Genomic DNA, 12,463 nt, shown 5'->3' on the forward strand with positions numbered 1-12,463 from the left:
TCGAGGTTTTTTTATGGTGAAAAATAAGCAAAAATCTTATTTTCTCTTAATCACTTTTTCTACAGCAGCTACAATCGCCTGATTGTTTAACTTGTATTTCTCCATTAATTGTTCTGGAGTTCCGCTTTCGCCAAAACTGTCCTGAACAGCAACAAACTCTTGCGGAGATGGATTGTTCAAAGCTAATACTCTGGCAATGCTTTCGCCAAGACCACCAAGAATATTATGTTCTTCGGCAGTAACCACACATTTGGTTTTTGCCAATGATTTCAAAATCGCTTCTTCGTCTAATGGTTTGATGGTATGAATATTGATTACTTCGGCAGAAATTCCTTTTGCTTCCAAAGCTTCGGCTGCAACAAGCGCTTCCCAAACTAAATGTCCTGTAGCAATAATCGTTACATCTGTTCCTTCGTTTAATAGAATGGCTTTTCCAATAATAAATGGTTCGTCAGCAGGCATAAAATTTGGCACCACCGGACGACCAAAACGCAAATAAGCAGGGCCGTGATGATCTGCTAGAGCTATTGTTGCAGCTTTTGTCTGATTGTGATCACAAGTATTGATTACAGTCATACCCGGCAACATTTTCATTAGTCCAATGTCTTCTAATATTTGGTGAGTTGCACCATCTTCACCCAAGGTTAATCCCGCATGAGAGGCACAAATTTTTACGTTTTTATCAGAATATGCCACTGATTGACGAATTTGGTCGTAAACTCTTCCTGTAGAAAAGTTAGCAAAAGTTCCCGTGAATGGAATTTTTCCGCCAATGGTTAATCCCGCTGCAATCCCAATCATATTGGCTTCGGCAATCCCAATTTGGAAAAAACGCTCCGGATGATTTTTCTTGAAATCGTCAAATTTTAACGAACCAATTAAATCAGCACAAAGTGCCACCACTTTTTCATTTTTTTGACCTAATTCAGTCATTCCCACTCCAAAACCGGAACGAGTATCTTTACTTCCTGTATTTATATATTTTTTCATTTTTCTTAATTGAAAGATTTAAAGATTTTAAAATTGAAAGATTTAGTGTTGAATCTGAAATCTATAATCTAAAATCTACAATCTGATTTAGTAATCGCTTTCGCCTTCAGTATAGTTTTGACCCAAAGCATTTTCGAGTTGTGCATCATTTGGTGCTTTTCCGTGCCATGCGTGACTGTACATCATAAAATCTACTCCGTTACCCATTTCTGTATGCAATAAAACACAAACAGGTTTTCCTTTTCCGGTTCTAGATTTGGCATCAGCCATTCCGGCGATAATCGCTTCAATGTCGTTTCCTTTTTCAATTTCCAAAACATCCCAATCAAATGCTTCGAATTTAGCTTTCAAACTTCCCATTGCCAAAACTTCGTCCGTTGTTCCGTCAATTTGTTTTCCGTTTACATCGACTGTTGCAATCAGATTATCCACTTTTTTAGCAGAAGCATACATTATGGCTTCCCAGTTTTGACCTTCCTGCAATTCGCCATCTCCGTGCAAGGTGTAAACCAAATGGTTGTCTTTGTTCAATTTTTTTGCTTGAGCAGCACCAATGGCAACTGATAATCCTTGTCCCAAAGAACCTGAAGCAATTCTCACACCTGGTAATCCATCGTGAGTTGTTGGGTGACCTTGTAATCTAGAATTTATTAGACGGAAAGTAGCTAATTCCGATACTGGAAAATAACCACTTCTTGCCAATACGCTGTAAAAAAGCGGAGAGATATGACCATTAGATAGGAAGAATAAATCTTCACCAATTCCATCCATATCAAAACCTGGTTTTCTGTCCATTATGTTTTGGTACAAGGTGACCATAAACTCAGTGCAACCAAGAGAACCTCCAGGATGACCTGAATTAACAGCGTGAACCATACGAAGAATATCTCTTCTGACTTGGATAGTTAAATCGTTTAATTGTTGTGTGTTAGGCTTCATTTTATATGTAAAAGTTAAACTGTTGCAAATGTAATTTTTATTTTGCCGTAAGACAAATGATTTTCGGAATAGTTATTATGGGTTATGAGCATAAAAAAAAGTCCTAAATAAGGACTTTTCAATGGGAAAGAGGACATTTAAAAACTATATTTTTGCCTTTTCGAGGGCAGTATATTTTTTATTTAATTTCTTTGTTCGTTATAATTTACTTTGAAGACTATACCAGCCTCCGCCATTGTATACCTGAGTGAAACCATTAGCCTTTAAAATTCCTTTTGCAGATGCACTTCTCATTCCCGAAGCACAACAAGTAATTACGGGTTTATTTTTGTCTTTCAGTTTGTCCAAGTTGTTTCTTAAAGTATCAACTGAAATATTGATAGATCCTTTTATGTGACCGCCGGCAAATTCGGCTTTGGAACGAACGTCCAAAATTATTGCCCCATTTTTTACCAATTCGGCATAGTTTACTCCTGATCCAATTCCGAATAATTTTTTTAATGTGTTGATCATTTTTTGATTATTTGCTTAAAGATTTATAATAATTTACGTTTAGCCATGAACCGCCATTATAACATTCGATGCCATATTGTGAAAGGAAATGATGCGCTTGACCACTTCTTCCGCCTGATACACAGCACAATATTAATGGGGCTTTCAGTGCTTTTAATTCTTCTATTCTTTCCGGGATTTCACTCAGGGGAATGTTGATGGAATTGGCTACATTGCCACCCATAAATTCTCCATAAGTTCGTACATCCACTATTGTACCTAGATTTTCTTTTATTAATTTTTCTATATCCATTTTTTCAACTTTCAATTATTTTACACTTTATAAAGTGTCTTCTGCATTATTATAATGCAAAATAAATGCAACGATTATACTTTGATAGTAACTTTAGTTACACAAGTTGAAATTTGTTTTGTTACAATAGAAATGTTTTTACAAAAACAATAAATTTTTTAAGAATATTCATAAAAAAAGCCCGTAAAACAGGCTTTATTTAAAACAGTATATAGCGAAATTACCACTCATCATCTAAATCTGCTGCATCAATATTGATGTTTGATAAGGCAATTTTAGTTAAAGCCGCATCTACTTTTTTCTCTTCGGCTAGTGTCATTGCAATCAATTCTTCTGCTTTTTCTTCTCCAAGTGTTACTGCATAAGCGTGCAAAGTCCCGTAAGTGGCAATTTCATAGTGTTCAACTTTTTGTGCAGCAGCTATGATTCCTGCATCACGAACATCGCCCAATTCAGTTTCACTCATCATAATTTCACATTCTTTTATCAATCCTTCCATGGCTTTACATTTTTTTTCATCCGCTTTATTTCCAATGGAATCAAATGTTCTTTCTAAACGTGTTATGTGTTCTTCCGTTTCGGTCAAATGTTTTTTTAAGGCTCGAATTAGTTCTGGGGAGGAAGCATTTTTTGTCATTTTTTTCAATGCCGGAATCATTGATTTTTCTGCCCAAAACATTTCTTTCAATTCAGCTTCAAATAAATCTCTTAAACCTTGTGCAGCATTCGATTTTGCTTTTACAATTCCTTGTTTTTTGATAATCGTTTCCATAATAGTTAATTTAAAGATTAATTTTTCTGTTTGTAATATCGATTAGATACCAAATCTGATTCGGATATTAACGATTTTTAATTTTATAAAATTACCAATATTATTTTTAAATACCTGTTAATTAACTAATTATAATTAAGAATTCTTTTAGAAATGAAAAAAATAATTTTTGAATTGTGTTTTTAGATTAATAATTTTCCCTTTTTTGAATTAAAAACTCCATCTGCTTCTTATAAAAATATTGGTTTCTAAATTTTTATAAGAGTTCGCTTGGTCTGCAAAAAAAGATTGCGCCATAAAATCCAAATCAAAATTTGTTGCAACATTCCAAGCAAAAGAGGGAATTAGAATCAGTGTATTCTTCACAGGAGAATAAATAAAAGAGAAGTTAAATGAGGAAATAGGTGAGATTGTTTTCAGGGCCATGAAATGAAAATTATATTCGAACGGAAAAAGCATTTTGGCAGATACATTAAAGTTATAAATGCCTTTACCAATCATAAAATCATTCGTGTGATTGCTGTTGTAAAGCATTGTGAGCGCTAGATACCAATCGTTTTTGTAGGTTTGGTCAACCATTAATGACAAGCAGAAATTTTCGGATGAATCCAATGAGTTCTGTTTTGGAATAAAATAACTCATCTCCCCTTTAAATCCTGCCTCTTTGATACTTCCTGCCCAACCTCCGCCAACTACAAAATCGGTTTGGTAAATTCCGCTTAAAAGTTGGAAGTCATACTTTTTTCTATTCCATTTGTAGAGTACCGCCGCAATTTGCTCCTCACTGTTTTTGCTGGCTTTGTAAGCCAATTCGAATGAAGTATTATGCTGCAAATTATGTTGGATTCTAACAGCATCGCTTCCCGGTCGTTCTTCATAATCGAATTCCAACAGATTAAAGGCATTGAAAAGGTCATTTGGATTCCAGACGTTGTTAATTCCCCAATTGATGCGCTGTCTTCCAATAATAACTTCCCATTTTTCATCGGAATATTGCAGCAACATCCGGTCAACTGTCGATTGTGCCACGAAGGATTTTTCGTTTACCCATAAATGCGAAAGATCAAAAAAGCCGTTATCTTGGTTGATGAGGCCTCCAAAATTTGGTGTTTGTTCTATTTGTTCACCATAAAAAATTCGGTTGCGAACTTCTAATCGTCCAGAAAATTTAGGTGCAATATTGAATTTAAAATTCAGCCGATTATGAATAAGATTTGTCGAAGCATTGGAATCAATTTTCTGGACGAAAGTCGTGTTTTGAATGTACTTGATATAGCCTTGAAGTTCTACCCACGATGGTTTTGAATCATTGGTTTGAGCATTAATTAGGATGCTTGAGAAGGATAAAAATAGTGTGAATATGTATTTAGTATAGTTCACGATTTATTCTTAAAATAGTATGGTTATATATGCTCGACAGTCGTTGGTGCAGTATCGGAAACAATTTTCCCGTCTTCGAGCGTGATGACTCTTCGGGCGCGGTTGATAACTCTTTGATCGTGAGTCGAAAAAACGAAAGTCATATTTTCTTCCTGATTGAGTTTTAGCATCATATCCAATAAATTTTCAGCCGAAACCGAATCAAGATTTGCTGTAGGCTCGTCGGCCAAAATAAACTGCGGCTTTGGTGCCAATGCTCTTGCCACGGCCACTCTTTGTTGCTGACCACCCGATAATTCTCTGGGTCTTTTATTGATTTTATCTTCCATTCCAATTTGTTTCAGCAATTCTAAAACCCGTTGTTCTCTCTCTTTTTCAGGTCTTTTCTGCAAAAGCATTATGAATTCAATATTTTCCTTGGCGGTAAGCACCGGAATTAAATTGTAGGATTGAAACACAAACCCAATGTTATTCAATCGGAAATCTACCAATTCATTGCCTTTCAAAGCGGTAATATTGGTTCCGTTAATCTCGACAAAACCTTCGGAAGGAATATCCAAACCACCAAGCATATTCAGCAAAGTCGTTTTTCCGGAGCCCGAAGGTCCTTTGATGGCCGTGAATTCTCCCCGTGAAATATGCAGGTGAACCTTGTTTAACGCATAAACTGGAATGGTTTTTTCATCGTATATTTTCGATAAATTGTGCGCATCAATTACTGTTTCTCTCATCGCAATTATTTTTTTAAGGATTCGGCGGGTTTTAATTTCAAGGCTCTTTTTGCAGGAAATAAGGCCGAAAAGAGCGCAGTCAGTATTATTAAAATCACAATATTTCCAAATTGGTTCCAAGTCAAAGTAGGATAAATAATGGAGCTGTATCCAAAGCTGGAATACACTTCCGAAAATTCGCTAAAGTTGATTCCTGTTTGATTTGTTATTCCAATAGTGGCAAAGGCAAGTAAAATTCCTATTGGGCAGCCGGCAAGAATCAGGAAAAAAGTTTCTAGAATAATCATCATAAAAATTTTGAACTTATTCATTCCCAAAGCAAGCAGCATTCCAATTTCTCGTGTTCTTTCCAAAACCGACATCATCATCGTGTTGACTATCCCAAAAGCCAAGGCAAGCAAAATAATTCCCATAAAAATATAAACCATTTGGTCTCCAACAGAAACCGTTAATCCAAGTTCTGGCGAAATTTCCATCCAGTTTTTGATTTCTGATTTAGGAAATTGTTGGGACAAGTTTTTTTGAATTTCTAGTACAGATTTACTCGAATGTAGCAAGACTGCAATTTCATTGATGGCTTTCGGAATTCCGGCTAGCGAATCCACATCGGTGATTTTCACAAAAACATTGGCATCATCATAAGGACCGTTTATGGTTTTGTAAATGGCACAAATCCGGAACGCAGCCGATGCGAGATTGCCCTCTCTATCCTGAAAAGTCAGAATAGTTTTCTTGTTTAAATTGAGTTTTAGTTTCTTGCGGAGCTTTTCGCTGATGAGTATTTCATTCTCTTTTTTTGGATTAAAATAACTCCCTTTTATTATTTTTCCTTTGAGGTTGGTTAGCAATTGTTCTTCGGCTGGCATCACTCCGTTTATAGTTATTCCGCTGCTTCCCGAGGCTGATGCTATCATTCCCTTGATAATAACTCGCCCGGCTACAGCTTTTATTTCTTGCTTATTGGCAATTTTTTCAAGCATTTTCCTGCCTTCGGGCAAATAATATTTTATTTCATAATCCTTTCTGAACTCGGGATGATGCAACTGAATATGGGATAATTCACTGCTAATAGCTGAATTGATGCGTTGTTCAATCATTCCGTTATAAAAAGCCATCATAAAAATTCCGGTCCATAATCCAATGCTTACCGCTGTGATGATAATGAGGCTTCTTTTTCTGCTCCTCCAGATGTTTCTGCTCGCTATTTTGGTCAACATTTTCATTTTACTTTTATTTTTTCATTGCATTAACAGGATTTAAACTACTCACAAACCACAATGGATACAAGCCAATAAGAGTTGCCATAAATAAAACAATCAACGATTGGGTAAAAAATATACGCAAATCAAATTCAGCCGGGAATAAGGCTTCGAAGCCAAATTGCTCGTACGCTTTTGCAATTTCACCGCTAAAACGGATTGGTTTTTCCTGTAAATAAATCACTGATGGCATACTGAGCAGTATTCCTAAAACAACGCCAAGCAGCGTAATCAGAAAGGTTTCGCCCAAAAGAATCATTTTTAATTTGCTTTTTTTCATTCCAATGGCGATGAGCATTCCAAATTCATACATCCGTTCGACGGTCATCATTAAAATGGTTCCAAAAAGTCCAAAACCGATGATGAGATACAATATTCCCGAAAAAATGTAAAATGAAAAACCATCTGCTTTGATGTGGTTCGAGATTTCGGGCATCATTTCCTGCCAAGGCATTACTTCGTAATTTTTTCCAATCGATGGCTGCAGGTTTTGGACAATGGCATTCATTCTTTCTGGATTGTCAATTCCCAAAGACAAGGAAGTGAGCCTATTTTCGGCACTCAAATAATATTGAGTTGCTGACAATGGCAAATAGACAAAAGCATCATTCATTTGTGGCGAAGCCAGATGCACAATGCCTTTTATCTTGAATTTCCCCGCAGCCATTACACCGTGATACCCTTGACCAAACAATACAATGGTGTCGTTTACAGAAGCATTAATCCTTTTTGCCAGACCTTCTGCAAGAATCACAACCTCTTCCCTATTTTGAAAATAAGCCCCTTTTATGATTTTGTTTTTTAGTTGTGTCAACTCATTTTCCTTTACGGCATCTGTGCCCACGAGCATACATCCTTTGGTTGAATTTCCTTTTGAAATCAGGACAAAAGTTTCCAATCTAGGAACGATTACATTTATTTGGGGATTTTGTTTGAGTTTTTTAATTAGGGAATTATCCAAAGCAAAGCAATTGTCGAGCACTTGTTCGTCCCAATATCCTTTTTGATGTATTTGGACATAACCCGAATAATAACCCACGACGTTTTTGATTAAATTGTTGAAAACGCCATTCTGGAATGATTTCATTATAATGGCAAACAAAACGGCAAACGCAATCGAAGCCATTGTGATTAGCGTTCGGCGGCTGTTGCGCCAAAGGTTTCTCCAGATTAGTTTCAGTATCATTTTACTCTGGTGATGTTTTGGGTCGTGAAAAACAAATCCTCTATTGGAGTGTCAAAAACAATCGAATTGTAGATTAATACGGTTTTGTTCCCTTTTTTGTTGGCAGGAACCATTTCCATTTTTCCGGGCAATAATCGTCCGCCAAACATTTTTATGTCACTACAATTCATGGTGTTTATCAACACTTTGTCTTCGTCAAAATACTCAACGTGAAGCATCATAAAATCCTTTTTGTCAATCGCCATAATGACTTTTCCCCAGACGACTGCTGATTTTGGTTTTGGTATCAACTGAATTTTATAGCATTCCCTTCCATCAATAACGACTTCTTCTAAAAACGAATGATTGTAATCTTCCAGAATGGAGGCTTCTTTGACCAAATCATCATTGGTAAAATCAGTTCCCATCCAGCTTTGGCTCATCATCGATGGTGGCATTTTGATGTTCCGTTCAATGGAGGGAATCCAGTTCCAGACTTCTTTGTTTCTTTTTAAAAAGACCACTCCTTTTTCTTTGGCCGGAGCCAAAACCAATGCTAAACTCAGATTATTGCCCTTTGTCCAGCTTTTTACTGTCATTTCCCGAGACCAAGTGGGACGAATGATTTGAATGGTGATGTTGGCAATTGAGGTTTTACCTTTTGCCTTTTCGTCAGCTTTTTTTACAATGTCTTTTGCGTCTTGGCCAAAGGCTGAAAGGATAAACAGTAAATGAAAAAACAGAAGAAATAGCGTCTTTTTCATAACTAACTTTTTTAAAGGTAAAAATGCTAGATTGTCACTCTCTCAAAGGTAATTATATATCCAATAAAACACAACCAAAAGCAGCATTTATTTGTTAATAAATACTGATTTACAGTTTGTTACGATGCGCTTCTGTTTTGAATTTTTTTATTTTCGAGTAATAGATAAAATTAATATTTCAGGTTTGAAATATTGTTCCTGTTCCGGATGAAGTTGTTGAATTTTTTTGACCACATCCATTCCTTTGGTAACTTTTCCGAAAGCGGCAAAACCTTGTCCGTCTTTGTTTCTTTTGCCTCCAAAATCTAAAGAAGGTTGGTCATTGATGCAAATAAAAAAACTGCAAGTAGCCGAATCGGGTATGTCTCTCGCCATAGAAATCGCTCCGTTTTTATGAAGAACTCCTGTTTTTGAAGTTCTTTCGAGTGGAATCGCTGCAAAGACTTTTGTAGAATCGACTTCACCTCCTTGAATCACCTCAATTTTTACAGAATCTTTAGCCTGATTGTTTAAAGTTACCGAACGAAAAAAAGTCGTGCTGTCATACAAATGGGCATCGACATATTTCAAAAAATTGGCTACAGTAATGGGAGCTTTTTTTGGATATAATTCGACGGTAATGTCGCCCAAAGATGTTTTAATGATACAAGTTTCCTTTTTTTGTGCGGAAGCATTCGTGATTGTAAAAAGTAAAACTATTAATGTTAGGAAGAATTTTTTCATCGTTTTGTCAGCTATTAGATACTTTGCCCGAAAGTGAGCAAGTTGTTGTCTGGGTCAAGAACTGAAAATTCCTTTTGTCCCCAAGGTTTTATTTCTAATTGCCCATTGGGATGGATGCTTGTTTTATTGTCCAATACCGTTTGGTAAAAGTTGTCAATATCATTTGTTCTGATATAAACTTGTCCGTAGTTTTCTTTTGGATCCAGCGTTTTGAACTCAAAAAAATGAATTTGAATGCTTTCTTTTTGCATCATTAAATAGCCATCATAGTCAGCATTTCCAAAATCTTGAAAGCCTAGCTTGTCACTATAAAAGTTTCTTGTTGCCTTTTTGTCGCGCATTGGTAACTTTGGATGAATGGCTGTAAGCATTTTTATTGCTGTTTTTGTTGTATGTAATTGAAGAGTTGGAGTGGGCACGGATTGCAAATCCGCGCTATCGGGGTAAGCATATTTGATGAATTGAATTTTTATTTCAGTTATTGTTTTTTATTTGTTTTTGTAACAATTAATAATTGAGGAGTTAGAGCGGGCATTGACTGCAAATCCGTTCTATTGGCATGTATTGCTTTATTATTTCTACTCCATTCACTCCAAGAACCAACATATAGTTTTGGAATTTCCAAGCCAGCATATGCGATTGCTAAAAGGGAATGACAAGCTGTAACGCCCGAACCGCAATGAACAATTATATTTTCGGCTTCAACATTTCCAAATATCTTTTCATACTTCTCTTTTAGCAAATTCGGAGATAAAAACAGTCCGTTTTCGTCTAAATTTTCAGTAAAAGGGACATTTATTGCCCCTGGGATATGTCCTGCAATTAAATCAATTGGTTCAATTTCGCCATTATATCGCTCAGCGTCACGAACATCAATTACAATATGATTTTCGTTTTGTGAAACTTTTTCAACTTCTTCAATTTCGGCAATTTTTAATTTCCAATTAGTAACTTTATATGTTTCGGTTTTATTAATAATTTCTGTTTTTGAACTGATTGGAAAGTTATTCTTTTCAGCTTCTTGAATTCCACCATTAAGAACTTGGACTTTTTCATGACCGATAGATTTCAACATCCACCAAAATCTTGCCGATGCATTTGAGCCATTTTTGTCATCATAAATTATGATGTGACTTTTTGGTGAAATTCCAAGATTTGATACTGTTTTTGCAAAATTTTCAATTTTCGGTAACGGATGCCTTCCGCCAATTGACAAATCATCATTAATTTCGGCAAGTTGCGTGTTCAAATCTATAAATATTGCCCCTTCTAAATGTTTTGCTTCATAATTTAATTTCGCGTTTTTTCCATTACTAACATCTACAATAATTAAGTTTTCAGATTTATATAATGTCAGCAATTCTTGTGCTTGAATAATTGGAGAAATATTTATAGTCATTTTTTTTATTTTATATTTAAATGAAAATGTATCATTTTTTACAAATTATTGAGTGAGTTTTTTTCTTATTCCATTTAATCTTTGAATTTACTGGAATATTGTTGTTTTAATTGCCGTTGACTTTAGTCAACGGAATTTATAGTAAATATTGAATTGGCTTTAGCCAAAACAGTTATGCAATTTTGGCTAAAACCAATAAATGCAGCTTCTAAAAGACCTTTGGCTAAAGCCAAAGGCAATTGAATCCAAAAGAATTGACTCTCTTTATAATAGTGTTTTCAAAGATTAAATGGTATTATTCCAATTCTTTTATGCCTTCTCCTTCACAAAACCATCAATCACTTTTTGGTAATAATCATAGGTAGTTTTAGCGATAGATTCCCAACTGAAAATTTTCAAAACACGTTCTCTTCCAGCTTTTCCCATTTGGGTTGCCAAGGTTTCGTCTTCTAGCAAAATATTAATTTTGGCTGCAAAAGCTTTCTGAAAAGCTTCTGGATTTACAGGATTAAAATCAGTTCTGGAAACACTTTCGAGTGTTACTAAATAACCCGATTCTCCTTCGACAATAATTTCTGGAATTCCCCCTACGTGGCTTCCAACAACAGGCGTTTCGCAAGCCATCGCTTCGAGGTTGATGATGCCAAACGGTTCGTATAAAGATGGACAGGCAAAAACACGGGCGTGGCTGTACAACACTTTTATTTTTTCACGTGGCAACATTTCCGAAATTAAAATCACACCTTCTCTTTCTTTGCGTAAATCGGCAATCAGGGCTTCGGTTTCGAGCTCGATTTCTTTGGTATCTGGAGCTCCTGCGCAAAGCACGATTTGGGAGTTTTTGTTAAAATGTTTGGCTGCGGCAATCAATTGCGAAATCCCTTTTTGACGTGTAATTCGTCCCACAAAAAGCACAAACGGAATGTTGGGATTGATGCCATATTCTAAAAGTAAATTGTTGTCAAATGTTGGCTGATAAAATTCCGGATCAATTCCGTTATGAATTACGGTCACTCTTTCAGGATTGACGCCATAGGCTTCGACGACATCTTCTTTCATTTGTTGGCTTACGGCAATAATTCCATCGGCGGCGTTGTAAGCACTATTTTCTATCCAACGCGAAAGGAAATAACCGTTGCCTAATTGTTCCACTTTCCAAGGACGATGTGTTTCTAAACTGTGAGTGGTTAAAATCAAAGGCGATTGCAATAATTCACGCGTCATAATTCCGGCAAGATGTGTATACCAAGTATGACAATGAATGACATCGGCCTCAGGTGTGGCTTGCGACATTTCGACATTTCGACTCATATTGTGAAACATTTTGATGTGCGGATTGGCATCATCGACCATTTTGGTTAATGAAGAATTAATTCCACGAACGTGCATTGAATCGGTATCCACATTTTGGTCGCCAAAGCAACGTACTTCAACTTGTCCTAATTTGGCTAATTCCTGGCTTAAAAAATCAATGTGAACACCAGCACCACCATAAATATTAGGTGGGAATTCATTGGTAAAAAGAGCTATTTTCAT

General features: G+C 36.0%; 14 protein-coding genes. All 14 read right to left on the reverse strand.

Features of this window, described 5'->3' with window-relative positions; all coding sequences use genetic code 11:
- Positions 1-36: 36 nt before the first annotated feature.
- Positions 37-990 (reverse strand): transketolase family protein, encoded by a 954-nt coding sequence (locus tag IR213_RS03200; RefSeq protein WP_194310865.1) that lies wholly within the window; start codon positions 988-990, stop codon positions 37-39.
- An 87-nt stretch (positions 991-1,077) separates the two neighbouring features.
- Positions 1,078-1,929 (reverse strand): transketolase, encoded by an 852-nt coding sequence (locus IR213_RS03205; RefSeq protein ID WP_194310866.1) that lies wholly within the window; start codon positions 1,927-1,929, stop codon positions 1,078-1,080.
- Positions 1,930-2,127: 198 nt separating this feature from the next.
- Complete coding sequence (locus IR213_RS03210; RefSeq protein ID WP_194310867.1) at positions 2,128-2,442, reverse strand: rhodanese-like domain-containing protein; 315 nt, start codon at positions 2,440-2,442, stop codon at positions 2,128-2,130.
- Positions 2,443-2,449: 7 nt separating this feature from the next.
- A complete protein-coding gene (locus tag IR213_RS03215) occupies positions 2,450-2,734 on the reverse strand; it encodes a rhodanese-like domain-containing protein (protein WP_194310868.1) in 285 nt (94 codons plus the stop codon).
- Positions 2,735-2,954: 220 nt separating this feature from the next.
- Positions 2,955-3,506, reverse strand: coding sequence for a YciE/YciF ferroxidase family protein (locus IR213_RS03220; RefSeq protein WP_194310869.1), 552 nt, complete (start codon positions 3,504-3,506; stop codon positions 2,955-2,957).
- A 210-nt stretch (positions 3,507-3,716) separates the two neighbouring features.
- Positions 3,717-4,886, reverse strand: a complete 1,170-nt coding sequence (locus tag IR213_RS03225; protein ID WP_194310870.1) for a hypothetical protein — start codon at positions 4,884-4,886, stop codon at positions 3,717-3,719.
- A gap of 23 nt (positions 4,887-4,909) precedes the next feature.
- Positions 4,910-5,617, reverse strand: coding sequence for an ABC transporter ATP-binding protein (locus tag IR213_RS03230; protein WP_194310871.1), 708 nt, complete (start codon positions 5,615-5,617; stop codon positions 4,910-4,912).
- 5 nt (positions 5,618-5,622) lie between these two features.
- Positions 5,623-6,834, reverse strand: coding sequence for an ABC transporter permease (locus IR213_RS03235; protein WP_194310872.1), 1,212 nt, complete (start codon positions 6,832-6,834; stop codon positions 5,623-5,625).
- A 13-nt stretch (positions 6,835-6,847) separates the two neighbouring features.
- Positions 6,848-8,062, reverse strand: a complete 1,215-nt coding sequence (locus IR213_RS03240) for an ABC transporter permease (protein WP_194310873.1) — start codon at positions 8,060-8,062, stop codon at positions 6,848-6,850.
- On the reverse strand, positions 8,059-8,805 hold the full coding sequence (locus IR213_RS03245; protein WP_194310874.1) for an outer membrane lipoprotein-sorting protein: 747 nt from the start codon (positions 8,803-8,805) through the stop codon (positions 8,059-8,061). Before IR213_RS03245 ends, IR213_RS03240 begins: the two co-directional genes overlap by 4 nt.
- A gap of 147 nt (positions 8,806-8,952) precedes the next feature.
- Complete coding sequence (locus IR213_RS03250) at positions 8,953-9,528, reverse strand: peptidylprolyl isomerase (RefSeq protein ID WP_194310875.1); 576 nt, start codon at positions 9,526-9,528, stop codon at positions 8,953-8,955.
- A 14-nt stretch (positions 9,529-9,542) separates the two neighbouring features.
- Positions 9,543-9,899: a bleomycin resistance protein gene (locus IR213_RS03255; protein WP_194310876.1), complete on the reverse strand. Its 357-nt coding sequence runs from the start codon at positions 9,897-9,899 to the stop codon at positions 9,543-9,545.
- A gap of 107 nt (positions 9,900-10,006) precedes the next feature.
- Positions 10,007-10,927 carry a sulfurtransferase gene (locus tag IR213_RS03260; RefSeq protein ID WP_194310877.1) on the reverse strand — a complete coding sequence of 307 codons (921 nt, stop codon included), beginning with the start codon at positions 10,925-10,927 and terminating at the stop codon, positions 10,007-10,009.
- Between the two features lie 309 nt (positions 10,928-11,236).
- Entirely contained in the window at positions 11,237-12,463 is a 1,227-nt protein-coding gene (gene glgA / locus IR213_RS03265; protein ID WP_194310878.1) for a glycogen synthase, read from the reverse strand.

Source organism: Flavobacterium soyangense (assembly GCF_015277675.1).
GTDB classification, from domain to species: Bacteria; Bacteroidota; Bacteroidia; order Flavobacteriales; family Flavobacteriaceae; genus Flavobacterium; species Flavobacterium soyangense.

Bases quoted from the DNA above. Each gene is read 5' to 3' on its own strand.
- IR213_RS03200 (WP_194310865.1), bottom strand. From the start codon at position 990: ATGAAAAAATATATAAATACAGGAAGTAAAGATACTCGTTCCGGTTTT.
- IR213_RS03205 (WP_194310866.1), bottom strand. From the start codon at position 1,929: ATGAAGCCTAACACACAACAATTAAACGATTTAACTATCCAAGTCAGA.
- IR213_RS03210 (WP_194310867.1), bottom strand. From the start codon at position 2,442: ATGATCAACACATTAAAAAAATTATTCGGAATTGGATCAGGAGTAAAC.
- IR213_RS03215 (WP_194310868.1), bottom strand. From the start codon at position 2,734: ATGGATATAGAAAAATTAATAAAAGAAAATCTAGGTACAATAGTGGAT.
- IR213_RS03220 (WP_194310869.1), bottom strand. From the start codon at position 3,506: ATGGAAACGATTATCAAAAAACAAGGAATTGTAAAAGCAAAATCGAAT.
- IR213_RS03230 (WP_194310871.1), bottom strand. From the start codon at position 5,617: ATGAGAGAAACAGTAATTGATGCGCACAATTTATCGAAAATATACGAT.
- IR213_RS03235 (WP_194310872.1), bottom strand. From the start codon at position 6,834: ATGTTGACCAAAATAGCGAGCAGAAACATCTGGAGGAGCAGAAAAAGA.
- IR213_RS03240 (WP_194310873.1), bottom strand. From the start codon at position 8,062: ATGATACTGAAACTAATCTGGAGAAACCTTTGGCGCAACAGCCGCCGA.
- IR213_RS03245 (WP_194310874.1), bottom strand. From the start codon at position 8,805: ATGAAAAAGACGCTATTTCTTCTGTTTTTTCATTTACTGTTTATCCTT.
- IR213_RS03250 (WP_194310875.1), bottom strand. From the start codon at position 9,528: ATGAAAAAATTCTTCCTAACATTAATAGTTTTACTTTTTACAATCACG.
- IR213_RS03255 (WP_194310876.1), bottom strand. From the start codon at position 9,899: ATGCTTACAGCCATTCATCCAAAGTTACCAATGCGCGACAAAAAGGCA.
- IR213_RS03260 (WP_194310877.1), bottom strand. From the start codon at position 10,927: ATGACTATAAATATTTCTCCAATTATTCAAGCACAAGAATTGCTGACA.
- glgA (WP_194310878.1), bottom strand. From the start codon at position 12,463: ATGAAAATAGCTCTTTTTACCAATGAATTCCCACCTAATATTTATGGT.